Below are 22,919 nucleotides of genomic sequence, written 5' to 3'. Positions count from 1 at the left end.
GCTGCGGCCTGTCGGAATTGAACGATCAGGACGCTTCCTTCAGCACGGGCGCCGCAGACTCGTCGGTCTTCATCTCTTCGAGGCTGCGGTTCCGTGGCTCGATGCCGAACGCCCAGACCGTGATGATCTGCAGCATCAGCAATCCGATCATCAGCGCCATCACGCCCGCAACCCCACGCGCTTCGAACAACGTCACGACCAGGAACGGCGTCACAATAGTTGCACCACGACCCAGCGTGTTAACGATGCCCGATGCCCGCAGGCGCACTTCAGTCGGGAAGAGTTCGGGGATGTAGATTCCGAACAGCAGGGCGACTAGCACGTAGATCGGGATCGTCAGAGCGAAGCCGACGGCTGGCAACAGGAGAGGATCGGAAATCATCGGATAGATGGCGCCGAGCACCACAGCAACCATCGACGCGCCAATGATGGTGGGCTTGCGGCCCCAACGGTCCGCCGTCAGCGCACCGATGGCCGAGCCGACCGGAGCGCCCAACGCCATCAGCAGCGAATAGCTGAACGACGTCGCGACGCTCAATCCTTGCTTGATGAAGAACACCGGCAGCCAGGTCACAAAGCCATACAGCAATGTATTAATGGTGATCAGGCAGACCGAACCGACGATCATGCGCGACAGCAGCGGGGGCGCGAATAGCGACGACAGCTGGCCGGACGCCTGCACGGTCGGGACCGTGGTCACCGGCGGCAGCGGCTTGCCTTGGGCGGCCTCACTCTCGATCTTCTGCATGAGCGCCTCTGCCTCCTTGTGGCGGCCGACGGCCTCGAGCCAGCGCGGCGACTCCGGCAGGTTCTTGCGCATGTACCAGACCACCAGCGCACCGACGCCGCCCAGCACGAACATGGCGCGCCATCCGAACATCGGCACCACGAACGAGGCCACCAGTAGCGCCACCGGCAGGCCACTGACGACGCAGACGGCCATCAGCCCCAGATACTTGCCGCGCGAACGCGCGGGAACGAACTCGGTCATCGTCGAGTAGCCGACCACGTTTTCGGCACCGAGTCCGAGACCCATCACGAAGCGGCACAGGATCAGGATGGTCATGTTTGGTGCGAATGCCGCCGCAAGCGATGCCACGCCGAACAGCAACAGATTGAACTGGTAGGAGAACCGACGGCCGTAGCGATCACCGAGAAAGCCGGTGCCGAACGAGCCGAGCATCATTCCGAAGAACGTCGCCGAAATGAACAGCGCATTCTCGGCGAGTGTCGAGAAGCCGCTCTTGAGCGTCACGCCCAGCACTGTTCCTGCGATGTAGATGTCAAAGCCGTCGAAGAACATTCCAATCCCGATCAACGTCATGATGCGGTAGTGGAACGGCCCGATCGGCAGCCGGTCCAACCGGCCGCCCGCATTTACTGATGTCGGCATCGTCGTCTCTCCCTGTGTATTTCCATGTCGATTAGCGCCGTCCCTCTGTGGGGGATCTGTTGGCGATCGCTTTGCTCTAGTTCAGTCGCTTCTGCCCCGCCGTGTCGCGATACCAGTCGAACGGGCCATCGCCTGTCGCCACCATCACGCTCTTGGTGTTGAAGTGATCATCGAAGCTTTCGGTGCCGCATTCACGGCCGATGCCACTGTCGTCCACGCCGCCCCAGGGCGATGCGGGATCGAGGCGATGATGATCATTGATCCAGACGATCCCCGCCTTGACGCGGCCAGCGACGCGATGCGCGCGCGCGACATCACGGGTGCGAATGGCCGCTGCAAGTCCGAATGGGGAATCATTGGCCAGACGCAACGCATCGGCCTCGTCCTTGAACGGTGTGACAGATGTGAATGGACCGAACACCTCTTCCTGGAAGATGCGCATGTCCGACCGAACATCAGCGAATACCGTGGGCTCCACGAAGAACCCGTTTTCGTGACCGGCTATCTTTGCCGCAACGCCGCCAGCAACCAGCCGGGCACCGTCTTCGTGACCGAAACGCGCATAGGACAGCACGCGGTCACGCTGGCGCGCCGAGATCACCGGGCCGAGCTGCGTGTTGGGATCGAACGGATCGCCGATACGAATAGACTTCGTCTTGGCCTGCAGCTTGGCGACAAACTCGTCATAGATCGAGGCCTGCACGATATGCCTGGAAGCGCAGACGCAAGTCTGGCCAGCACCGATGAAGGCGCCGAAAGCGGCATAATTGACCGCCTGCTCGACATCGAAATCGTCGAACACCATGACAGGCGTCTTGCCGCCGAGCTCCATGGTCTGATGCGCGAACACTTTCGCCGCGGACGATCCGGCGATGCGCCCGGCTTCGGTGCCACCGGTCAGCACCAGCTTGTTGATGTCAGGGTGTTCGGACAGCATCCTGCCGGCGCTCGGGCCGTAGCCGAGCACGATATTAAATACGCCCGACGGCAGGCCGGCTTCGGTGAAGATCTGCGCGAGCTTCAACGTGGTCAGGGGCGTATATTCCGACGGCTTGACGACGGTGACGCAACCGGTGGCCAGAACGGCAGCCAGCGACTTGCACAGGATCATCAGCGGATGATTGAACGGCGTACAGTTCGCCACGATCCCGATCGGCGTGCGCAGCGTATAGTTGAGATAGGCGCCTTCAACCGGAATGACGGAATCGCGCCGCGCTAGGGCGACGCCCGCGAAGTAGCGGAAGAAGTCCGGGAGGCGCGAGAGCTGCGCACGTGTCTCGTTGACCGGACGGCCGTTGTTCAACGTTTCCAGCCGATACAGCGTGTCGAGGTTGGCCTCGAACGCATCGGCGAGCTTATTGATCAGGCGCGCACGGGCACGCGTATCCATGCCGCCCCATGCACGTCCCTCGAACGCCGCGCGGGCGCTCTTCATGGCATGATCGATATCGGCTGCGGTCGAATTGGGAATTCGCGCGATGACGTCGCCCGTGGCCGGGTTGCGCACGTCAATCATCTCGCCGTTGCCGGCCTCGACTTCGCGGCCGTCTACGAAGTTGCCGTGAATCTCGACATCGATGGAGCCGGTTTTTGCTGGAATGTTCATAGATCTCTTCCTTCGACGATGATCGCGTTACGCGCCAGGGCAGGCAGCACGCGCTTTTCTGTTTTCTCGATGTGGGCCTTGATGATGCGCGCCGCGCCGCGCTGGTCGCGGCGCTGCATGGCGTCGATCAGGCTGACGTGCTCACCCACGAGCTGCATGTGATCGCGGCCCTTGACGTTGGCGATGCTGATACGCACCAGCCGATCGGCCTGTTCGATCAGATCGCGCGCGGCCGACGCCATGCGCCGGTTGCCGGATGCCTGTGCCAGCGCGATGTGGAAGGCGCGGTTGTAATCGATGAAATCTTCTCCCGAGCCGTCGAACGACCTGTACTGGTCCAATCCGCGCAGGATGTTGTCCGAGGCATGCTCGATCGCTTCCGACACACAGGCCGGCTCGACCGCATAGCGAAACCGCAACAGGTCCCGGGCGTCCGAGATCGAGATCGGATTGACCCGATAACCCTGGCGCGGCTGCACCGTCACGAGATGCTCGCGCTCCAGCCGCAGCAAAGCCTCACGTACGGGCTGGCGGCTGACCGCGTAGCGCTCCGCCAGCTCCTGCTCCCGCATATCATCGCCTGGCAGAAAGCGGCACATCAGGATATCAGACCTGAGGCTATTGTAGACATTATCTCGAAGAAGCACGGATATTTCCTCCGATTCTCCGCTCAAGATGCATCTCGTGAAATATCACGTCAAGTCAGATTTACGAGATTGGAGACTTGCTTTTGGCCTCCGGTCCGGGACACAACAGGGCAGGCAGATGCGACAGCCGATCAGGCTGCGGGCTGGAAGCTTTTGATGGGAGAGGCGAAATGGCAGATCGGCGCTTGGTAAACGGCACCGTCAATGCAGCGCAATTCGGCGAAGGACCGGCCATCGTGCTGCTTCACTCGCTGCTGTCTGACCGGGCAAGCTTCGATCGGATCGTGCCGTCGCTGGCCAAAACCCACCGTGTCATTGTTCCCGAATTGCCGGGCTTTGGGGGATCAGACGCCGTAAGCGGCGGACTGGCGGCGGTTGCGGACCGCATGGCGGAGGCCGTCAGGGAATGCGGCGACGGCGCGGAAACGATCGTGCTCGGCAACGGCTATGGTGGTTTCGTTGCCCTGCAGATGGCGATCCGCCACCCTGGCATCGCAGGCCGGCTGGTTCTCGCCGATTGCGGCGCCGCGTTTTCCGAACCCGGCCGCGAGGCGTTTCGCAACATGGCGATGGCAGCATCGACCAAGGGATTGCCTGCGGTCACCGATGTCGCGATGCGACGCTTGTTCGCCGCTGAATTTCAGGAGCAGAACCCGGAGCTGATGCGCGATCGCCGCGAGGCCTTTTTGCGCACGGATCCTGTGGTGTTCCGGATTGCTTGCGAAGCACTGGCAACGCTGGACCTGCGGCCCGCCATCGGCGGCGTCAATGTTCCGGTCCTGGTGCTGGTCGGCGAACATGACGAAGCCACGCCGCCTGCCATGTCGAAAGAACTCGCTGCCGGATTACCTGATGCACGGCTGGTCGTGCTTCCGGGCTGCGCGCATGTCCCACAGCTGCAAAAGCCGGACGTCTTCCTCGACGCGATCTCGGATTTCGTGTCGGCTGCGATGGCGCGCTAGCCGCGCCACGCAACCGAGCGCGTCAATCAACCCGCCAGATCGAGTTTCGACGCCACCGTAGCGTCGGCATTGAGCCGGTAGATCACCGGCACGCCGGTCGCGAGTTCGCGGGCCAGAATGCCTTCCGGCGTCAGCTTCTCCAGAACCATGATCAGTGCGCGCAGCGAATTGCCATGCGCGGCAACGAGCGTGCGCTCGCCGCGCAGCACGCAGGGCAGGATCTCTTGCACGAAGTACGGCAGCGTACGCGCCAGCGTATCTTTCAGGCTTTCGCCGCCGGGCGGCGGCACGTCATAGGAGCGGCGCCAGGCATGGACCTGCTCCTCGCCCCATTTGGCGCGAGCATCGTCCTTGTTGAGGCCGGAGAGATCACCATAGTCACGCTCGTTCAGCGCCAGATTTCTGGTGATCGGCAGACCGGTCTGGCCCATCTCGGCCAGCGCGAGGTCGAGCGTGTGCTGCGCGCGGGTCAGCGCCGAGGTGAAGGCAATGTCAAACGTTAGACCCTGCGCCTTCAGCTTGCGGCCCGCTTCCTTGGCCTCTGCGACGCCCTTCTCGGTGAGATCAGGATCTTTCCAGCCGGTGAAAAGGTTCTTCAGATTCCATTCGCTCTGTCCGTGCCGGACGAGGACGAGAAGACGTTCGTTCATCGAAAATTCCGTTTCGTTCTTCTTACATATCACCAAGGCCGAGCACGTCAGCCATCGAATACAAACCGGGCTTTTTTCCATGCGCCCACATCGCTGCCTTCAGCGCACCATGGGCGAAGATCATGCGATCCTCGGCCTTGTGCGACAGCTCAATGCGTTCATAGGGACCGGCGAAGATCACCGTATGATCGCCAGCGACAGTGCCCCCGCGCAACGAGGCAAAGCCGATATCGCCGGTATTCCGCGCGCCTGTGAGACCATCGCGGCCACGCGCCGAATGTTGCTCGAGCGGAATCTTGCGACCCTCGGCAGCAGCCTGCCCCAGCATGAAAGCCGTGCCCGACGGCGCGTCGATCTTGGCCTTGTGGTGCATCTCCAATACTTCGATATCGAAGCCATCATCGAGCGACTGCGCGACGCGCTTCACCAGCGCCGCCAGCAGATTGACGCCGAGGCTCATATTGCCCGACTGCACGACGATGGCCTGACCGGTCACGCTCTTGATCACGGCGTTGTCCGACGACGACAGGCCGGTGGTGCCGATCACATGGACGAGACCGCGTTGGGCGGCGATGGCGACATTGGCGATAGTCGCGGCAGGAACGGTGAAATCGAGAATGCCGTCGGCATCCTTCGACAGCGTCCAGAGATCCGCCGAGAGTTTAACGCCGTTCTCCGGCAGACCGGCGAGCACGCCGGCATCCTGTCCGAGCAGCTCCGAACCCGGCGCTTCCAGAGCGCCGGCGAGAACTGCGCCGGGGGTTTCGGAAATGGTGCGGATCAGCGCGCGGCCCATTCGGCCGCCGGCGCCAGCAACGATCAGTCTCATATCAGACATTGAACGATCCTCAGTATCTCAAGGCGGTATAGCGGCGTGCTGCCGCGGCGGCAACACGCCACGGTACCTAAAGTCCTTAGATACCAATCAGATCAGACACATGCTTAAGGCCCTGCGGCTCAAGGCTGCGGACCGTCATACCCTTCGATGATCACGAGGTCGCTCTCGCCGTGCGGGCTGCGCATCGCCACCAGTCGCTGGTATTCCGGCGAATTGTAACAGGCCAGGGCGGTCGCATAGTCCTTGAATTCGAGCACTACATTGCGCGAACGCGAGGTGCCTTCCTTGGCCTCGAACTGGCCGCCGCGCACCAGGAATTTGGCGCCGAATTTATTGAAGACCGGGCCGTTCTCGGCCACGTATTGCTTGTAACCGTCCATATTGTGCACGTCGACACGTGCGATCCAGTAAGCCTTGGCCATCTGTCTCTCTCCCTGTCCCGTTCTTACTTGTTCGCCAGTGCCTGCGTGATTTCGGCCACGATCGCCTCGGCCGCAGCCTTCGGATCAGCAGCTTCCATTACCGGACGGCCGACTACCAGATAGTCCGAACCTTCGGCAATCGCGCGTGCCGGGGTCATGATCCGCTTCTGATCGCCCACGTCACTGCCCGCAGGGCGCACACCGGGCGTGACCAGACACATCTCAGGCTTGATATACTTGCGCAGGTTCGCCGCCTCTTCCGGCGAGCAGACGAGACCATCGATACCGAGCGCCTGAGCCTGCTGCGCACGCGCGGCGACGAGATCGCTGACACCGAGCTGATAGCCCGCGGCTTTCAGATCCTCGTTGTCGTAAGAGGTCAGTACTGTCACCGCGAGGATCTTCAGGCCGGAGCCCTTGCTGGCATTGGCCGCGGCCTGCATGGTCTGCGGATAGGCATGCACGGTGAGGAAGGTCGCGCCGAGCTTCGCCACGCTCTCCACGCCGCGCGCGACGGTGTTGCCGATGTCGTGCATCTTCAGGTCGGCGAATACCTTCTTGCCGGCATCGGCGAGCTTGCGCACCAGCGGCAGGCCGCCGGCATAGCCGAGCTGATAGCCGATCTTGTAGAAAGTCACGCTGTCGCCGAGCCGCGCGATCATCGCTTCGGCCGCGTCAACATCGGGCAAATCAAGCGCGACGATCAGGCGGTCGCGGGGATCAATGGGTTGCAACGTCATCTCATCTCACTTCATCTGCTGCGCGACATCGATAAGCTGGCGTACCATCGCCGTCATCGCATCCTTGTCGGCGGCGTGTTTCAGCCGGTCCATATCGTCATAGGCCTCACCGGCGAACGCCAGCGTCAGCTGGTTCGGGATCACCATCGCGCGACACGCCGACAGCACCAGCCGCAAGGCCTGCAAACAGCGCGCACCGCCAAGCCGCCCATTCGAAGCCGCCGCAATCGCAAACGGCCGCTCGCGAAACACCTGGCCCTTGCTCTCATGCGTGTCTTCCACGCGCGAGATCCAGTCGATCGTATTCTTCACCAGCGGCGGCAGCGACGCGTTGTATTCAGGCGTCACGATCAGCACACCATGATGCGCCGATATCATACGCTTCAGATCGAGCGCATGTTTCGGTACGCCGGAATTGCTCTCGAGGTCGCCGTCATAGATCGGCAGCGGAAAGTCGCCGAGCGAAATCCTGGTGGCATCGACATCGGCGCGAACCAGCGCGTCAACGGCCACAGCCGCGAGTTTCGCATTCAGCGACCCTGTGCGCAGCGAGCCTGGAATAACGAGGATCTTGATCGCAGCCATGATTCCGATCGTCGGGGCGAAGCCACCGCGCGATCGCGGCCGGCACTAGCGTTTGCGATACACCCAGACGCGCGCCGGCGGAAGGTTCATCCAGATCCGGTCGGAGGCCTCTGTGGACACGCCGGGCAGCGATTTGGGGATCGGCGGCGCCACCGAATAGGTGAACTGTACGAAGGGCGCGTTCGGCGACATCGCCGCGAAGGCATCGCGGATCAGCTTGAGGCGCGTCAGCATCGGCTTGGTGACCAGTGGCAGGCCGGAAACAACGGCGGAGGCGGGCTCTTTCAGCACATCCCACAGTGTATCGCGCAATGTGTAGGCGTCACCCTGAACGATCGTCGCCTGCGGATAGCGCTCCCGCAACAGTGCGCAGAAGGTGGGATTGAATTCGACGAGCACCAGACGTTTCTGGTCCACCCCATGCGCAACCAGCGCAGAGGTGATCGCGCCGGTGCCGGGTCCAAGTTCGATGACCGGACCAGTCGCGTCATTGTCGACATATTGCGCCATGGTGCGGGCAAGAGCTTTGCCCGACGGCATCACGGCACCCATATGCAGCGGCTTATCGATCCATGAACGGAGGAAGCGAACCTCGTCGTCGAGACGGAGCGGCTTCTTCAACGTACGCGCGGACGAGTGCAGAGGCATGTCGCTTCCAGGCAGACCGCGGAACGTGCGGAACGTCAGAATTTCGTCATAAAGAGGTATAGGCAACAATAGAAACGGTCAAGCTTCCAACGTCAGGAGCCTGTCCGCGTTCCGAAGAAGTCCTTGACCTTAGTGAAGAAACCCGCGGCTTCAGGTTGCGTTGCACCCGAAGATAGTTTCTCGAATTCGGCCAGCAGCTCCTGCTGCTTTTTCGTCAGGTTCTGCGGCGTTTCCACGACGACCTGGACATACATGTCGCCGGTCTGGCGCGAGCGCAGCACCGGCATGCCTTTCGATGAAACGCGGAAGCGGCGCCCGGACTGGGTGCCCGAGGGAACCTTGACCTTGTTGCGCCCGCCTTCGATGGTCGGCACTTCGAATTCGCCGCCCAGCGCCGCGGTCACCATCGAGATCGGCACGCGGCAATGCAGGTCCGCGCCATCGCGCTGGAAGAAGTCGTGCGAGGCCAGCGACAGGAAGATATAGAGATCACCCGACGGGCCACCGCGCGCGCCGGCCTCGCCTTCATTGGCAAGACGAATGCGGGTGCCGTCCTCGACGCCCGCCGGAATGTTGACCGAGAGTGTGCGCTCGCGCTCGACGCGGCCGGCGCCGGAACAGCTCGGGCATGGATCCTCGATCATCTGACCGCGGCCCTGACAGCTCGGGCAGGTTCTTTCCAGCGTGAAGAAGCCCTGGGCCTGGCGGACGCGGCCGGCGCCGCCACAGGTCGAACAAGCCTTCGGCTTGGTGCCGGCCTTGGCGCCGGTGCCGGAGCAGGCTTCGCAGGTTACCGCGACCGGGATCTCGATCTGTGCGGTCTTCCCGGAGTAAGCTTCCTCCAGCGTGATTTCCATGTTGTAGCGAAGATCGGCCCCGCGCTCGCGGCCGCCGCTGCGGCCACCGCCGCGCTGCCCGGCCATGCCGAACAGGTCTTCGAAAATGTCGGAGAAGGAGGAGGCGAAGCCGGATCCGAAGCCCGGACCGCCGCCGCCGCCATTGCCCTGTTCGAAGGCCGCATGGCCATAGCGGTCATAGGCCGCGCGCTTGTCGCCGTCCTTGAGGACGTCGTAGGCCTCGGCAATTTCCTTGAACTTCACTTCAGCGGCGGCATCGCCTGGATTCTTGTCCGGATGCCATTTCATCGCAAGCTTGCGAAACGACGTCTTAAGAACCGCTTCATTGGCGGTGCGCTCGACTTCCAGCGTTTCGTAGTAACATTGCTTGGTGGACATCAGTCAGATCCGCCCGAAATTGGTCCTCATCCCGAGGAGCATCCCAGAAGAACGCATCGATGAAGATGCTACTCCCGCACTAACAAAACTTGCCTAACAAGGCCCGCCTGACAAAAAACAACCCTCATCCTTCGAGACGCGCACCGCGCTACTCAGGATGAGGGTCATCGTTCCGCTCGCCTATCAGGCCGACTTCTTCGGCTTGTCGTCGTCGACTTCCGTGAATTCGGCGTCGACCACGTCATCCTTCTCGGCATCGCGCTTGGCGTCAGCCTCGGCCTGCTGGGTGTACATCGCTTCGCCGAGCTTCATCGAAGCTTGCGCCAGCGTGTTGGTCTTGGCCTTGATCGCCTCGGCATCATCACCCTTCAGAGCTTCCTTCAGGTCGCTCATGGCATCCTCGATCGCGCGGCGCTCGGTCTCACCTACCTTGTCGCCATGCTCGCCGAGAGCCTTCTCAGTCGAATGCACGAGGGCATCGCCGTGGTTCTTGGCATCGACAGCTTCACGACGCTTCTTGTCCTCGGCAGCGTTGGCTTCGGCGTCCTTGACCATCTTCTGGATGTCGGACTCGGACAGACCGCCGGATGCCTGGATCCGGATCTGCTGTTCCTTGTTGGTCGCCTTGTCCTTCGCCGACACGTTGACGATGCCGTTGGCGTCGATGTCGAAGGTCACCTCTACCTGCGGCATGCCGCGCGGAGCCGGCGGAATGCCCATCAAGTCGAACTGGCCGAGCGGCTTGTTGTCGGCCGCCATTTCGCGCTCACCCTGGAAAACCCGGATGGTGACGGCGTTCTGGTTGTCCTCGGCCGTCGAGAACACCTGGCTCTTCTTGGTCGGGATCGTCGTGTTGCGCTCGATGATGCGGGTGAACACGCCACCCAGCGTCTCGATGCCCAGCGACAGCGGGGTCACGTCGAGCAGCAGCACGTCCTTAACGTCGCCCTGCAGCACGCCGGCCTGAATGGCGGCGCCGATGGCCACGACTTCGTCCGGGTTGACGCCCTTGTGGGGCTCCTTGCCGAAGAACTGCTTCACGACTTCCTGGATCTTGGGCATGCGGATCATGCCGCCGACCAGAACCACTTCGCCGATTTCACCGGCGGTGAGGCCCGCATCCTTGAGCGCCTTGCGGCAAGGCTCGATGGTCTTCTGCACGAGATCGTCGACCAGCGCTTCGAACTTGGCGCGAGTCAGCTTCAGCGTCAGATGCTTCGGACCGGAGGCATCCGCCGTGATGAACGGCAGGTTGATTTCGGTCTGGGTCGTCGACGACAGTTCGATCTTCGCCTTTTCGGCAGCTTCCTTCAGACGCTGCAGAGCCAGCTTGTCGTTGCGCAGGTCGATGCCCTGTTCTTTCTTGAACTCGTCGGCGAGGTAGCCGACCAGACGCATGTCGAAGTCTTCACCGCCGAGGAACGTATCGCCGTTGGTGGACTTCACTTCGAACACGCCATCGCCAATCTCGAGGATCGAGACGTCGAAGGTGCCGCCGCCGAGGTCGTACACCGCGATGGTGCCGGACTTCGACTTGTCGAGGCCGTAAGCGAGCGCAGCTGCAGTCGGCTCGTTGATGATGCGCAGCACTTCGAGGCCAGCGATCTTGCCAGCATCCTTGGTGGCCTGACGCTGGGCGTCGTTGAAGTAGGCGGGCACGGTGATGACGGCCTGCTCGACCTTCTGGCCGAGGTGAGCCTCCGCGGTCTCCTTCATCTTCTGCAGCGTGAAGGCGGAGATCTGCGAGGGCGAATAGGTTTTACCGTCGACTTCGACCCAGGCGTCGCCATTGCCACCCTTGGCAATCTTGTAGGGGACGAGCTTCTTGTCCTTCTCGACGGTCGGATCGTCATAGCGGCGGCCGATCAGGCGCTTCACCGCGAAAATGGTGCGCTCGGGATTGGTAACTGCCTGGCGCTTGGCCGGCTGGCCGACGAGGCGCTCGCCATCATCGGTAAAAGCCACGATGGACGGCGTGGTCCGCATGCCTTCTGCGTTCTCGATGACCTTCGGCGTTTTGCCATCCATGACGGCGACGCAGGAATTCGTCGTACCGAGGTCGATACCGATGACCTTTCCCATGCTCTCATATCCTTTTTCTGCGGCAGGTTGGCTGGGCCCTGACGGCACCCCGCTCCCAACCCCCAAACATCAACTATTCGCGATATTGCGACGGTAGGCCTCATATAGGAGGGGGGGTGGTGGCCGCAAGGCATCTGGCACACTCCGGACCCATGAAAACACGACCGGTGCGCGAAATTAATATTTGGTGAAACAGACCCTTGGCGGTTGTTTCGCCAATACGCGACGGATGGGCGCGGACGGCGCCGGGAACGGATTTATGGCTTGATCTGTTGGCGGAACAGGGCAACCGTGAAAGCCCTTTCCGGTCGGCCGCGCGGCGGCCAAGCCCGGAGCCCCGCACCATCGAACAGCCTCAATGCAAACCCAGTAGATTTTTCATGAAACATGCTGCGCCCCTGTTCGCTTTGACCATGCTGACGGCCATTTCGGTCGCCCACCGCCCCGCTTTCGCGGCTGACCCCATCTTCGCGCCGGGTGTCCGCGTGGGTCTCGCCCCGCTGGTCGGCCTCGCCCCGGCAAAGACCTTTGTCGGCTTCGAGACCTCCGATCAGGGCGTCAAAGTGCTCATGACCGAACTGCCGGCCGCGGCCTTCAACGAGGTCGAGACTGCGTTCAAGGCCAATCCGGCGGGCATGGTAGCGAAGCCGGAGAGCATCGAGACCACAGCCGGGAAAGCCTTCTACACGATCGAGAATGCCAAGGATGCTACAGGCAATGTCAGACGTTATTCGATGATCGTCGGCGGCGGCGGGACTTTCTCCGGCTATGTGGCCGTGCAGGTCCCTGAAAATGCCCAGAAGATCTACACCGACGACGCGGTGCGCCAGATGTTCTCGTCCGTCGTCGTGCGCAAGGAAGTGCCGCTCGACGAACAGCTCGGCCTGATGCCGTTCAAGGTCGCCGAAATGAGCAATTTCAAGACCGTCCGCACGCTGGCGCCTGGCGCGGCCTTGCTGCTGGCCGACTCGACTGACGAGAACAGCATCGAGACAAGTCCTTTCATGGTGATCGGCAGCCTCGCCTCGGCGCCGGAAAAACCCGACGACCGCGGCCGGTTTGCCCAGCAGGCCGCAGGCGCGATTCCAGGTTTGCGCGAGGGCCGCATCACCATGTCGGAGCCGCAGCGGATCGACGGCATGGCCGGCTGGGAGACCCGCATCGATGCCGTCAGCGGCAAGAACAACACGCCGGTCAGCGTGGTGCAGTGGCTGCGCTTTGGCGGTGGCAAGGTCACCATGCGCATTATTGCCAGCGCACCGCGCGACGATTGGGCCAAGGCATTTCCGCGCTTCCGTGCCGTGCGCGACGGTATCGAGCCGCGCTGACGCCAGCTGTCACGGTCTCAAGGATTTCGCGTCATCAGCGTGACCTTGTTGATGGTCTCCATGGGGCGGAAATCCTTCAACAAATCAGCAATGTCGGGGTGCGCTTTCAACCATTCCGACCCATTGCCGGTGAGGTCGTCCACAAGCACCAAAGTCGGCGGCCGTTTTTTGATATCCTCGACCAGCATCGCGCGCTCGCGTGCCGCGTAATCATCTAGCAGTCGGTCCTGCGCAGGTGTCACCCCACCCCTTGAGCGCAAGACATTCTGATAGGCAGCGACCCACAATCCCTGTTGCCGTGACACCCATGTGCCGCCAACCGCACGCACGAGCGGATGCCCGATCCCCGGCTCGGCCGAAATGGCGAGAATGACGGGACGCTGCCCCAGTTGCTCGACTCGCTCCTGCAACGGGCGGGCATCGAACGCCGTGTCGAACCACAGCATGGAGCGCATGAACAGCATCGCGAGCAGAACGACTGCACCGATGCCGAGCAGACGATCCGCTCCGGTGATGGGAACATAAGCCATCCGCGCATAGCCAAGTGTCAGCAATGCCAGTGCGATCATGGGGTATGAATGATAGGGCCAGCCTTTGCCCTGCAGAATGAATCCGGCGGCAAAGCCGGCCGATGTGGCCAGCAGCAGAACGAATGGACCATCGACGCTGCGTCGCTTGAGCACGACAGCCGCGAGCAGGCCGGTGGCCCACAGCACCACAGCCGGCTTTTCCAGCAGCGTCATGAAAGGTTGCTGAACCTGAAGATAGACGTCGCGAACGAGCGGGCCGATCACCATCAGGAATTCCGGAAACACCACCGCGATGACGGCCACGTAGAGCACCAGCGCAATCGCTCCGGAGAGGCATTCCAACGTCAGCACCACGCGCCATGAGCCGCGCGTAAAGATAGCCATCACCTGCAGCGCGCCTAGTAAGGCAATGGCGAAATACGGTTTGAACGATAGCGCGATGGCCACGCCGATGCCTGAGATGACAGCCATGGTCGATGACGGTGCATTGCCCTTCATCCGTGCCGCCGTCACCGCCAGAAACGGCAACAGCGCCATCACCGCGATATGCTCGCGCTGGCCGAATGTTTCGGTCGGCAGGATGGCCAATACGGAAAATGCCAGCAGCGCTAGCGGCCAGCGATGCGCACGATCCACGACCGAAGCCTGCGTCAGGATGCGGGCGCTCAATAACAGCGAGACGAAAATTCCCGTGAAGACCAGGGCATCGACGACGGTTTCCGCAGCCAGTCCGAGCGCCCGGGCAATGACGATTCCCGGCATATAGGCCAGCACGGAAATCGGCGGATTGGTCTCGATGACATCGACATAGAGGCGCTGGCCATCGCGCACACGCTCGCCTGCGGTCAGCAGCCAGCTAATATCCGTATTCGCAGCCAGCACGTGCCGTAACACGATCGCCACGGCAAAGAGTGCCGCCATCGCGAGCCATGGCAACAGCCTTGTGAGCGTCGAAACGGCAATCGCCGGATGTCCCTGCATGGGGCGGGATCCGGCAGTGTTTACGGTCATGATATTGGTCCGCTGCGCGCCGCGAGACTAAAATGCCATCCTTTAACAAGCTGTTGCGCAATTCCGCAGGTTGTTGCGACGCGCGATCCGTCTTTACCTTCGGCCACCGACCTGATTTGCTGGCTGGATCGATACGGGAGATTTCGCGATGCTCGACAGACGTCAGATTCTCACGGGACTGGGGACCATCGCCATGGCAAGTTTAGCTCCCAAAGCGCTATCGGCCGCCGGCAAGGTCAGCCTCGATCGCACATCGGTACTGCTGGTGATCGATGTGCAGAACTGCTTCCTGCCGGGCGGTAGTCTCGCGGTGAAGGACGGCGACAAGGTCGTCCCGGTCATCAACGGCATCGCCAAGAAATTCGCCGACGTGGTGATGACGCAGGACTGGCACACACCGGGCCATATCTCATTCGCGTCCAGCCATAGCGGCAAGAAGCCGTTTGAGACCCTTGAGGTGAAATACGGCAAGCAGGTGCTGTGGCCGGATCACTGCGTGCAGGGCACTGACGGAGCCGCCCTCTCGAAGGATCTCGCTATCCCGCATACCGAGCTGATCCTGCGCAAAGGCTTCAACAAGGACGTCGACAGCTATTCGGCGTTTACCGAGGCTGACGGGAAGACCACGACCGGTCTTGCCGCCTATCTGAAAGCCCGTAAATTGCAGCGCGTGTTCATCGCCGGTCTCGCCACAGATTTCTGTGTCGCGTGGTCCGCCCTCGATGCGCGAAAAGCAGGTTTCGATGTCTATGTGATCGAAGATGCCTGCCGCGGCATCGATACGCAGGGCTCACTGGCCAAGGCCTGGGCCGACATGAACAAGGCCGGCGTGAAGCGGATCCAGTCGGGCGATCTGGCAGCTTAACTCTCGCTGTCATCGCCCGGCTTGACCGGGCGATTCAGCTCTTACTACGCAGCTTTACTCCGACGCTACAGGTGCAGCCTTGGCGCCGCCCTTCGAGACACCGACCAGCGCCGGGCGCAACACGCGCTCGCCAATGGTATAACCGGCCTGCACGACCTGAACGACGGTGCCCGCAGGCACGGAAGCATCGGGCACTTCGTACATCGCCTGCTGGAAATTCGGATCGAATTTCTCGCCCGACGGGTCGAACTTCTTCACGCCGTTCTTTTCCAGCGTGTTGAGCAGCGAGCGCTCGGTGAGTTCCACGCCTTCGAGCAGCGCCTTCAGGCCCGGATCGGCGGCGGCTTTGGTGTCGGCAGGCACGGCATCGAGGGCGCGCTGCAGACTGTCGGCGATATCGAGCACCTCGCGCGCGAAATTGGCGATCGCATAAGTACGGCCGTCGGCGACTTCCTTCTGGGTCCGCTTGCGCAGATTTTCCATCTCCGCCAGCGTGCGCAGCATCTTGTCGCGCGATTCCGCTGCTTCCTTGGTAAGGGCCTCGACCGAATTCGGTTCCGGATCGTCCGGCATGATGTAGGGCTTGGAGACCACCGGATCGGCGGCCGCTGCCGTCTTGTCCTGATTGTCGTTCTGCCCATTGGAATTAGTCATCACGCTGCCTTCTCAAAAACACGCCAAAATGGTGGGATTGCTGAGCGGGATATCGGGGTTTGAGCGCCGAAAATCAAGCGCAACCGGCCGGATTCGACCGATCTGTCAGCCACCGAGCATGCGGCTGACGATGCGCGCCGCGTAATCTACCATCGGGATCACCCGCGCATAGTTCAGTCGGGTCGGGCCGATGACACCGAGAACGCCGACAATATGGCCGGCGCCATCGCTATAAGGCGCAATGATCGTGGACGAGCCGGACAGCGAGAACAGTTTGTTTTCCGAGCCGATGAAGATGCGGACACCTTCGGCCGTCTCCGCCCGACCGAGAAGGTCGATCACCTCGCGCTTGGCTTCGAGATCGTCGAACAGGAGGCGAACGCGCTCCAGGTCCTCCAGCGCATGGAGATCCTCGAGCAGATTGGCCTGGCCGCGCACGATCAGCTGCCGATCATCCTTCTCGCCACCCGACCAGCTGGCAATGCCGGCGGCAATCACCTTCTGGGTCAGCTGATCGAGCTCGATCTGGTTCTGGGTCAGCGCCGTTTCCAGCTCCAGCCGGGCCTCGGCCAGCGTACGGCCGCGTATCCGGGCATTGAGGAAGTTCGACGCCTCGTTCAGCGCCGACGACGGCACGCCGGGCGGCAAGGTCAGCACGCGGTTTTCGACCTGGCCATCCTCGGCGACCAGCACGACCAGCGCCTTTTCGGGCTCCAGACGGACGAATTCGATGTGTTTCAGCCGCACATTGGACTTGGCGGTCAGAACCACCGCCGCCGCGCGGGTCAGCCCGGACAGCTGCGTAAGCGCCTCGCCGAGCGCCGCCTCCACCGTCTGCGAGCGCCCCACCGAAGACAGTTGCTGCTGGATCGACTGCCGCTCCGGCTCAGTGAGATCACCGACCTGCATCAAGGCATCGACAAAAAACCGCAGTCCGAGTTCGGTTGGCAGCCGTCCTGCAGACGTATGCGGTGCATAGATCAGGCCGAGCTGCTCCAGGTCCGACATGACGTTGCGGACCGAGGCCGGCGACAGCGGAACCGTGATTAGGCGCGAAATATTGCGCGAACCAACCGGTTCGCCGGTGGCGAGATAGCTCTCGACGATCTGCCGGAAGATCTCACGCGATCGCTCATTGAGCTGGGCGAGCCCGGCATGCGGCGAAATCAGGCCGATCGGATCGTGGTGGGCCACAGGGTACTCCTTGAGGACCTAATCTGTCGCCCCGAGCCCCCGGATACAAGCACCATTGCGTGCGTGGAACCTGCCCTGCCCTTGCCGCTGCGCTCCGTGCCCCCTAAAAGCACCGCGAACAGGCTTTCTCTGGACATTTGGAAGGATTTTCTCATGCGGCCAAGCCGTCGTGCGCCCGATGAACTGCGCGCCGTGTCGCTGGAACGCGGTGTGGTCAAGTATGCCGAAGGCTCCTGCATGGTGAAATTCGGCGACACCCACGTGCTCGTGACCGCCACGCTGGAAGAGCGCCTGCCGCCATGGCTCAAGGGCCAGGGCCGCGGCTGGGTCACCGCCGAATACGGCATGCTGCCACGCGCCACGCTGGAACGCACCCGCCGCGAAGCCGCATCCGGCAAACAGGGCGGCCGCACCGTCGAGATCCAGCGCCTGATCGGCCGCTCGCTCCGCGCTGCCGTCGATTTGGAAGCCCTCGGCGAACGTCAGATCACCATCGACTGCGACGTGATCCAGGCCGATGGCGGCACCCGCACGGCGTCGATCACCGGCGCATGGGTTGCGCTGGCCGACTGCATCTCGTGGATGAAGAACCGCAACATGTTCAAGAACGGCGGCGGCAATGTGCTGCGCGACAATATCGCGGCGATTTCCTGCGGCATCTATCAGGACACCCCAGTGCTCGATCTCGATTATGCCGAAGATTCCGAAGCCGACACCGACGCCAATTTCGTGATGACCGGCGACGGCCGCATCATCGAGGTGCAGGGCACCGCCGAGAAGACGCCATTCACGCAAGACGAGTTCCTGAAGCTGATGGCCTTGGCGCAGAAGGGCGTCGGACGCCTCGTCGAACTGCAGAAAATGGCCATCGCGTGATTCCGCAAGTCATCAAGCAGGCGTAGACTCCCACCATGCACCGTCGAATCACTGGGAAGCTCGTCATCGCCACCCACAATCCCGGCAAGCTTGCCGAGATGCGCGATCTCCTGGCCGCCTACGGCATCGAAGCAGTATCGGCCGGCGAGCTCGGTCTCGCCGAACCCGACGAGACCGGCAACACATTCAAGGCCAATGCCGCGATCAAGGCGATTGCCGCAGCCAATGTCGCACAATTACCAGCTTTCGCAGATGATTCCGGCCTCGTCGTCGATGCCCTCGACGGCGCGCCCGGCATCCTCTCGGCGCGCTGGGCCGGCGAGTCCAAGGACTTCACCGGCGCAATGACGCGCATCGAGCGTTTGTTGCAAGAGCGCGGCGCGACCTCGCCTGACAAGCGCACCGCGCATTTCGTCTCGGCGCTGTGCGTGGCGTGGCCCGACGGTCATCTCGAGGAAGTCGAAGCCCATGCCCATGGCACGCTGGTCTGGCCACCCCGCGGCACCGCCGGCTTCGGCTACGATCCGACGTTTCTGCCCGATGGTCACGCTCGCACATATGGCGAGATGACCGCGGTCGAGAAGCATGGCCTGCCGCCACTCGGCGAAGGCTTGTCGCATCGCGCCAGGGCATTCGTGAAGCTCGCGGAGATCTGCCTTGAACCCCGCTGACGCACGGCAGGACGCGTTCGGCGTCTATGTGCACTGGCCGTTCTGCCTGTCGAAGTGCCCGTATTGCGACTTCAACAGCCATGTCCGTCATCACGCCGTCGATGAAGTGCGTTTCGCGCGCGCTTTCGCGCGCGAGATCGAAACCACGGCAGCCCGCACCCCGGGCCGCACTGTGACGTCGATCTTTCTCGGCGGCGGCACGCCGTCGCTGATGCAGCCGCAGACCGTCGGCGCAATTCTGGATTCGATCGGCAAATACTGGAACGTCGCCTCCGACGTCGAAGTCTCCCTCGAAGCCAATCCGACCTCCGTCGATGCGACACGCTTTCACGGCTATCGCGAGGCCGGCGTCAACCGCGTATCGCTCGGCGTGCAGGCGCTCGACGATGCGTCGCTGAAATCACTGGGGCGGTTGCATAGCGCGCGCGAGGCGCTCGATGCCGTCGCCATCGCACGCAGCGCGTTCGATCGCTATTCATTCGATCTGATCTATGCGCGCCCCGACCAGACCCCGCAGATGTGGACCGACGAACTCAAGCTCGCGATCTCGGAAGCCGCAGAACATCTGTCACTGTATCAGTTGACCATCGAGGAAGGCACCCCGTTCTTCGGATTGCACGCCGCTGGCAAACTCAAGACACCCGACGAAAGCCTTGCGCGAACGCTTTATGATGTGACGCAGGAGGTCTGCGCGCAGCAGGGTCTGCCGTTCTACGAGATTTCAAATCACGCCCGCCCCGGCGCGGAGTGCAAACACAACCTCGTCTATTGGCGCGGCCAGGAATATGCCGGCATCGGCCCGGGCGCCCATGGCCGCCTCGATATCGACGGTGTCAGACATGCCATCGCCACCGAAAAGCGGCCGGAAGCCTGGGTGATGCGCGTGGAAGACAACGGCCACGGCGTGATATCCGATGAACTGCTCAACAGCGAAGAACGCGCCGACGAATATCTGCTGATGGGCCTGCGCCTCGCCGAAGGCATCGATCCCGTGCGCTATCAGATGCTGTCCGGCCGCGCGCTGGATGAGAACCGTATCGCCATTCTACGCGAAGAAGGCGCGATCGTCGTCGAAGCGAATGGCCGCCTGCGCGTGACGCAGGAGGGCTTCCCGGTGCTCGATGCGGTCGTGGCCGATCTGGCGGCTTAAGCGCTACGCCCCAAAACTCTTCGGCGAGCCCGCCACCGGCTGACCGCCACCCGACGCGACCTTCATCACGGCGAGGCCGCGATCGTTGCCGCCATCGCTGCGGAAACGGAACAGGCCATCGATGCCGGCAAAGCCGGATGGATTGGTGAGCGTTTCAGGTGCGAAGCGCTGTCCGCCCTGGGTGCGCGCCAAAGCGGCGACCAGCGCCACTGCATCGTAAGCAAGCGTCGCGGTACGCACGGGATCGCCGCCATATTTCGCGCGATAACGGCCCGCAAAGGCACGAAACCCTGCAGGATCCGGCGCGGCATAGAGCCCGCCCTGCAAGGCCGCGCTGTTGAAGACGCGCGGATTGTCCCACAGGCCCGTGCCGAGCAATTGCACATTGCGCAGATTGGCACCCGCCGCAGTCAAGGCATCGGCCGTTGCGACAACCGCGTCGCCATCATCAGCAATGAACAACGCGTCGGCGCCGGTGAGCGATGCGGCAATGTTGCGTGCTGCGCTGGAGCGATCCGCGCCATAGCGCTCAAAAGCGACGACGCGGCCGCCCTTGCGCGCGACGGCCTGCTTGAAAGCGACCTCAACGACATTGCCATAGGCATTCTCGGGCAGCATCGCCGCAAAGGAGCGTTTGCCCGTGCCCGCGGCGTAATCGACGATGCGATTGACGTCTGACTCAGGCAGGAAGCTGAGCAGATACACACCGCGGCCCGCGACACTCGAATCGGTCGAGAACGCAATCACCGGCACATTGCGGGCGCGCGTGAGCTGCGCGGTGGCCGGCACTGACAGCGCGAACAACGGTCCGAGAATGATTTCGGATCCTTCATCGAGCGCCTGTTGGGCGGCCTGCTGCGCGCCCTGCGCGCTGCCATTGTCGTCCTTGATCAGCAGTTGAATGCTGGGATTCTGGAATTCGGCGAGCGCCATTTCGGCGGCGTTCTTCATCGACTGCGCGGCGACGCCGGCATTGCCCGAAGCCGACAGCGGCAGGATCAGTCCGACTTTCGTGCCGCCGGTGCCGATGGCTTGCGACTGCTGCGCCGGCCCCGCGGGAGGTCCCGACGGCGCCGCCGGTCCGGTGCCGAAGGCGTTGGTCAGCGTCGATTGCACACCCGCGCAGGCCCCGAGCAGCGGCGTACCCAGCAGCAGGCCGACAGCCGTCCGCCGTGTTGCGCCCGAAGTCGCGCCCTTGGTCCCGGATTTGGGGTCGAACGGATCCGCCATCACTTCTCTTCTTTCGGCCGCATCACATCGGCCCGCCTCGTCACCCGCTATATAGTGTGAGGCGCGGATTCAGACATATTGTCGGCGATAAGTTAACCAAAACAAAAGCTTTATGTTGGGCATACCCCGTCACCGCGGCCGGATTAGCATGACGGGAATGAACCACAGCCAAACGTCTGAAAAACGGCTGTCCCCCTTTGGCGCAATTCGCTCTACATTGTCGCCATGCGCGCAACACCCCTTTCCTCATCGCCTGCGGACGCCGCGGCGCCATCGGCCCGGACCTTCACGGTCTCGGGCCATTTGCTCATGGCACCGAAAGCTGTCCCGGGGCTGCATCTTGTGGCCACGCCGATCGGCAACCTCGGCGACATCACCCTGCGCGCGCTGGAGACCCTGGCGGGGGTCGATATCATCGCCTGTGAAGACACGCGCATTACGCGCCGGCTGACCGAGCGCTACGGGATCTCCGGTACGCTCAAGCAGTATCACGAGCACAACGCCGAACAGGCGCGACCGAAGATTCTCGAAAAGCTGGCACAGGGCGCGTCCATCGCGCTGGTGTCGGATGCGGGCACGCCGTTGATTTCCGATCCCGGCTTCAAGCTGGTGCGCGAAGTGACTGCCGCCGGCTTTGGTGTGATCTCTCTGCCAGGCCCATCCTCGGTGCTCGCTGCTTTGGCCGTGTCAGCCTTACCCACTGACCGTTTCTTCTTCGAGGGTTTTCTGCCATCGCGGCAGATGGCGCGCCGGTCACGCCTGACGGAGTTGGCTGCCATCGATGCCACGCTGGTGATGTTCGAGTCCGGCAACCGCGTGCAGGACACGTTGGCCGATCTCGCAGACATCATGGGCAACCGCGATGCGGCGATCTGCCGCGAACTCACCAAGATGCATGAAGAGGTCAATCGCGGAGCGATTGCCGACCTGGCCAAAGAGGCCGATGGGCTGGAGACCCGCGGCGAATTCGTGCTGGTGATCGGGCCACCGGCTGCGGATGCGCAGGCCATGACCGAAGGCGATCTCGATGCACTGCTGCGCAGCTCGCTGCAGCGCGACAGCGTCAAGGACGCCGTGGCGCATGCCGTTGAGCTGTCCGGCCGCCCGCGCCGCGCCGTCTATGCCCGCGCACTGGAGCTGGCCAAGGAGATTCACAGGGACTCCGGCGATGGCGAAGACTGAGAAAGTCTCCGCATCGAAGCTCGCAGCCAGACCGGCTGCGCCGGAGCGCGTCGCCGCGTTCAATACCGGCCTCTCCGCCGAAAGCCGCGCTGCCGCTTTGTTACTGGCCAAGGGCTACCGTATCCTCGCCCGCCGCTTTCGCACGCCCCACGGCGAGATCGACATCGTTGCCAGGAAGCGCAGCCTGATCGCCTTTATCGAAGTGAAGGCCCGCGCCAGCCTGGACGAGGCCGCCTATGCGGTGACGCCACGCCAGCAGGCCCGGATCATGGATGCCGCCCAGGCCTGGCTGATGGCGCATCCCGAACATGCGGAATTCGACCTGCGTTTCGACGTCGTGCTGATTGCGCCAAGACATTTGCCACGCCATCTGTTAGCGGCATTCGACGCCAGTACCTGAGTTTTCGCCTTCCCGACCAC

General features: G+C 62.6%; 23 protein-coding genes. 8 read left to right on the top strand and 15 right to left on the bottom strand.

Going from position 1 to position 22,919, the window contains the following annotated elements; genetic code table 11:
* Positions 1-25 precede the first annotated feature (25 nt).
* The 3 genes from A4A58_RS05230 to A4A58_RS05220 all read right to left on the bottom strand — a co-directional run bounded on the left by A4A58_RS05230 (position 26) and on the right by A4A58_RS05220 (position 3,646).
* The gene (locus tag A4A58_RS05230) at positions 26-1,393 is read right to left on the bottom strand and encodes an MFS transporter (RefSeq protein ID WP_068730272.1); all 1,368 of its coding nucleotides are present in this window, start codon (positions 1,391-1,393) and stop codon (positions 26-28) included.
* Positions 1,394-1,469: 76 nt separating this feature from the next.
* Positions 1,470-2,999, bottom strand: a complete 1,530-nt coding sequence (locus A4A58_RS05225) for an aldehyde dehydrogenase (RefSeq protein ID WP_068730271.1) — start codon at positions 2,997-2,999, stop codon at positions 1,470-1,472.
* On the bottom strand, positions 2,996-3,646 hold the full coding sequence (locus A4A58_RS05220) for a GntR family transcriptional regulator (RefSeq protein WP_068730270.1): 651 nt from the start codon (positions 3,644-3,646) through the stop codon (positions 2,996-2,998). Before A4A58_RS05220 ends, A4A58_RS05225 begins: the two co-directional genes overlap by 4 nt.
* Positions 3,647-3,816: 170 nt before the next feature.
* Between A4A58_RS05220 and A4A58_RS05215 the strand changes: the two genes are divergently transcribed.
* Positions 3,817-4,608, top strand: a complete 792-nt coding sequence (locus A4A58_RS05215) for an alpha/beta fold hydrolase (RefSeq protein WP_068730269.1) — start codon at positions 3,817-3,819, stop codon at positions 4,606-4,608.
* 26 nt (positions 4,609-4,634) lie between these two features.
* Here A4A58_RS05215 and A4A58_RS05210 read toward each other — a convergent pair whose 3' ends face one another.
* From A4A58_RS05210 to dnaK, 8 genes are all read right to left on the bottom strand, one after another.
* The gene (locus A4A58_RS05210) at positions 4,635-5,258 is read right to left on the bottom strand and encodes a 2,3-bisphosphoglycerate-dependent phosphoglycerate mutase (RefSeq protein WP_068730268.1); all 624 of its coding nucleotides are present in this window, start codon (positions 5,256-5,258) and stop codon (positions 4,635-4,637) included.
* Positions 5,259-5,280: 22 nt separating this feature from the next.
* Positions 5,281-6,096 (bottom strand): 4-hydroxy-tetrahydrodipicolinate reductase, encoded by an 816-nt coding sequence (gene dapB, locus A4A58_RS05205; protein ID WP_068730267.1) that lies wholly within the window; start codon positions 6,094-6,096, stop codon positions 5,281-5,283.
* Between the two features lie 119 nt (positions 6,097-6,215).
* Positions 6,216-6,518: a DUF1330 domain-containing protein gene (locus A4A58_RS05200; protein ID WP_068730266.1), complete on the bottom strand. Its 303-nt coding sequence runs from the start codon at positions 6,516-6,518 to the stop codon at positions 6,216-6,218.
* A gap of 23 nt (positions 6,519-6,541) precedes the next feature.
* A complete protein-coding gene (gene pyrF, locus A4A58_RS05195; RefSeq protein ID WP_068730265.1) occupies positions 6,542-7,258 on the bottom strand; it encodes an orotidine-5'-phosphate decarboxylase in 717 nt (238 codons plus the stop codon).
* Positions 7,259-7,264: 6 nt separating this feature from the next.
* Entirely contained in the window at positions 7,265-7,843 is a 579-nt protein-coding gene (locus A4A58_RS05190) for an NADPH-dependent FMN reductase (RefSeq protein WP_068730264.1), read from the bottom strand.
* A gap of 45 nt (positions 7,844-7,888) precedes the next feature.
* Entirely contained in the window at positions 7,889-8,491 is a 603-nt protein-coding gene (locus A4A58_RS05185; protein ID WP_068730263.1) for a class I SAM-dependent methyltransferase, read from the bottom strand.
* Positions 8,492-8,583: 92 nt separating this feature from the next.
* Positions 8,584-9,726 (bottom strand): molecular chaperone DnaJ, encoded by a 1,143-nt coding sequence (gene dnaJ, locus A4A58_RS05180; protein WP_068730262.1) that lies wholly within the window; start codon positions 9,724-9,726, stop codon positions 8,584-8,586.
* 183 nt (positions 9,727-9,909) lie between these two features.
* Positions 9,910-11,808, bottom strand: a complete 1,899-nt coding sequence (dnaK, locus tag A4A58_RS05175) for a molecular chaperone DnaK (protein WP_068730261.1) — start codon at positions 11,806-11,808, stop codon at positions 9,910-9,912.
* 380 nt (positions 11,809-12,188) lie between these two features.
* Here dnaK and A4A58_RS05170 point away from each other — a divergent pair, with 380 nt between their 5' ends.
* Positions 12,189-13,136 (top strand): hypothetical protein, encoded by a 948-nt coding sequence (locus tag A4A58_RS05170; protein ID WP_068730260.1) that lies wholly within the window; start codon positions 12,189-12,191, stop codon positions 13,134-13,136.
* 17 nt (positions 13,137-13,153) lie between these two features.
* Here the strand turns inward: A4A58_RS05170 and A4A58_RS05165 are convergent, their stop codons facing one another.
* The gene (locus A4A58_RS05165; RefSeq protein WP_068730259.1) at positions 13,154-14,647 is read right to left on the bottom strand and encodes a hypothetical protein; all 1,494 of its coding nucleotides are present in this window, start codon (positions 14,645-14,647) and stop codon (positions 13,154-13,156) included.
* A 178-nt stretch (positions 14,648-14,825) separates the two neighbouring features.
* Between A4A58_RS05165 and pncA the strand changes: the two genes are divergently transcribed.
* Positions 14,826-15,542 (top strand): bifunctional nicotinamidase/pyrazinamidase, encoded by a 717-nt coding sequence (gene pncA, locus A4A58_RS05160; RefSeq protein ID WP_068730258.1) that lies wholly within the window; start codon positions 14,826-14,828, stop codon positions 15,540-15,542.
* 54 nt (positions 15,543-15,596) lie between these two features.
* On the opposite strand, the gene grpE is transcribed toward pncA, so the two are convergent.
* Positions 15,597-16,196, bottom strand: a complete 600-nt coding sequence (grpE, locus tag A4A58_RS05155) for a nucleotide exchange factor GrpE (protein ID WP_068730257.1) — start codon at positions 16,194-16,196, stop codon at positions 15,597-15,599.
* Positions 16,197-16,301: 105 nt separating this feature from the next.
* Positions 16,302-17,390: a heat-inducible transcriptional repressor HrcA gene (gene hrcA / locus A4A58_RS05150; RefSeq protein WP_068730256.1), complete on the bottom strand. Its 1,089-nt coding sequence runs from the start codon at positions 17,388-17,390 to the stop codon at positions 16,302-16,304.
* Positions 17,391-17,543: 153 nt separating this feature from the next.
* Here hrcA and rph point away from each other — a divergent pair, with 153 nt between their 5' ends.
* The 3 genes from rph to hemW are packed head-to-tail and all read left to right on the top strand — an operon-like array spanning position 17,544 to position 20,087.
* On the top strand, positions 17,544-18,266 hold the full coding sequence (gene rph / locus A4A58_RS05145; protein ID WP_068730255.1) for a ribonuclease PH: 723 nt from the start codon (positions 17,544-17,546) through the stop codon (positions 18,264-18,266).
* A 35-nt stretch (positions 18,267-18,301) separates the two neighbouring features.
* Complete coding sequence (rdgB, locus tag A4A58_RS05140) at positions 18,302-18,937, top strand: RdgB/HAM1 family non-canonical purine NTP pyrophosphatase (protein ID WP_068730254.1); 636 nt, start codon at positions 18,302-18,304, stop codon at positions 18,935-18,937.
* Positions 18,924-20,087, top strand: coding sequence for a radical SAM family heme chaperone HemW (gene hemW / locus A4A58_RS05135; protein ID WP_068730253.1), 1,164 nt, complete (start codon positions 18,924-18,926; stop codon positions 20,085-20,087). The genes rdgB and hemW overlap by 14 nt, the downstream gene beginning before the upstream one ends.
* Before the next feature lie 3 nt (positions 20,088-20,090).
* On the opposite strand, the gene A4A58_RS05130 is transcribed toward hemW, so the two are convergent.
* Positions 20,091-21,317 carry a penicillin-binding protein activator gene (locus tag A4A58_RS05130; protein ID WP_068730252.1) on the bottom strand — a complete coding sequence of 409 codons (1,227 nt, stop codon included), beginning with the start codon at positions 21,315-21,317 and terminating at the stop codon, positions 20,091-20,093.
* 225 nt (positions 21,318-21,542) lie between these two features.
* On the opposite strand from A4A58_RS05130, the gene rsmI reads away from it, so the two are divergent.
* On the top strand, positions 21,543-22,499 hold the full coding sequence (rsmI, locus tag A4A58_RS05125; RefSeq protein ID WP_068730251.1) for a 16S rRNA (cytidine(1402)-2'-O)-methyltransferase: 957 nt from the start codon (positions 21,543-21,545) through the stop codon (positions 22,497-22,499).
* Complete coding sequence (locus A4A58_RS05120) at positions 22,486-22,899, top strand: YraN family protein (protein WP_068730250.1); 414 nt, start codon at positions 22,486-22,488, stop codon at positions 22,897-22,899. The genes rsmI and A4A58_RS05120 overlap by 14 nt, the downstream gene beginning before the upstream one ends.
* The last annotated feature ends 20 nt before the right edge of the window (positions 22,900-22,919 follow it).

Origin of the sequence: Tardiphaga robiniae, from assembly GCF_001618955.1 — a bacterium.
Classification (GTDB): Bacteria; Pseudomonadota; Alphaproteobacteria; order Rhizobiales; family Xanthobacteraceae; genus Tardiphaga; species Tardiphaga robiniae_A.
This window is presented reverse-complemented; position numbering and strand designations above follow the sequence as displayed.

Bases quoted from the DNA above. Each gene is read 5' to 3' on its own strand.
- dnaJ (WP_068730262.1), bottom strand. From the start codon at position 9,726: ATGTCCACCAAGCAATGTTACTACGAAACGCTGGAAGTCGAGCGCACC.
- A4A58_RS05200 (WP_068730266.1), bottom strand. From the start codon at position 6,518: ATGGCCAAGGCTTACTGGATCGCACGTGTCGACGTGCACAATATGGAC.
- A4A58_RS05120 (WP_068730250.1), top strand. From the start codon at position 22,486: ATGGCGAAGACTGAGAAAGTCTCCGCATCGAAGCTCGCAGCCAGACCG.
- dapB (WP_068730267.1), bottom strand. From the start codon at position 6,096: ATGTCTGATATGAGACTGATCGTTGCTGGCGCCGGCGGCCGAATGGGC.
- A4A58_RS05130 (WP_068730252.1), bottom strand. From the start codon at position 21,317: ATGGCGGATCCGTTCGACCCCAAATCCGGGACCAAGGGCGCGACTTCG.
- pyrF (WP_068730265.1), bottom strand. From the start codon at position 7,258: ATGACGTTGCAACCCATTGATCCCCGCGACCGCCTGATCGTCGCGCTT.
- rsmI (WP_068730251.1), top strand. From the start codon at position 21,543: ATGCGCGCAACACCCCTTTCCTCATCGCCTGCGGACGCCGCGGCGCCA.
- A4A58_RS05230 (WP_068730272.1), bottom strand. From the start codon at position 1,393: ATGCCGACATCAGTAAATGCGGGCGGCCGGTTGGACCGGCTGCCGATC.
- A4A58_RS05190 (WP_068730264.1), bottom strand. From the start codon at position 7,843: ATGGCTGCGATCAAGATCCTCGTTATTCCAGGCTCGCTGCGCACAGGG.
- A4A58_RS05170 (WP_068730260.1), top strand. From the start codon at position 12,189: ATGAAACATGCTGCGCCCCTGTTCGCTTTGACCATGCTGACGGCCATT.
- dnaK (WP_068730261.1), bottom strand. From the start codon at position 11,808: ATGGGAAAGGTCATCGGTATCGACCTCGGTACGACGAATTCCTGCGTC.
- grpE (WP_068730257.1), bottom strand. From the start codon at position 16,196: ATGACTAATTCCAATGGGCAGAACGACAATCAGGACAAGACGGCAGCG.
- rph (WP_068730255.1), top strand. From the start codon at position 17,544: ATGCGGCCAAGCCGTCGTGCGCCCGATGAACTGCGCGCCGTGTCGCTG.
- A4A58_RS05165 (WP_068730259.1), bottom strand. From the start codon at position 14,647: ATGCAGGGACATCCGGCGATTGCCGTTTCGACGCTCACAAGGCTGTTG.
- A4A58_RS05225 (WP_068730271.1), bottom strand. From the start codon at position 2,999: ATGAACATTCCAGCAAAAACCGGCTCCATCGATGTCGAGATTCACGGC.
- A4A58_RS05215 (WP_068730269.1), top strand. From the start codon at position 3,817: ATGGCAGATCGGCGCTTGGTAAACGGCACCGTCAATGCAGCGCAATTC.
- A4A58_RS05210 (WP_068730268.1), bottom strand. From the start codon at position 5,258: ATGAACGAACGTCTTCTCGTCCTCGTCCGGCACGGACAGAGCGAATGG.
- pncA (WP_068730258.1), top strand. From the start codon at position 14,826: ATGCTCGACAGACGTCAGATTCTCACGGGACTGGGGACCATCGCCATG.
- A4A58_RS05185 (WP_068730263.1), bottom strand. From the start codon at position 8,491: ATGCCTCTGCACTCGTCCGCGCGTACGTTGAAGAAGCCGCTCCGTCTC.
- rdgB (WP_068730254.1), top strand. From the start codon at position 18,302: ATGCACCGTCGAATCACTGGGAAGCTCGTCATCGCCACCCACAATCCC.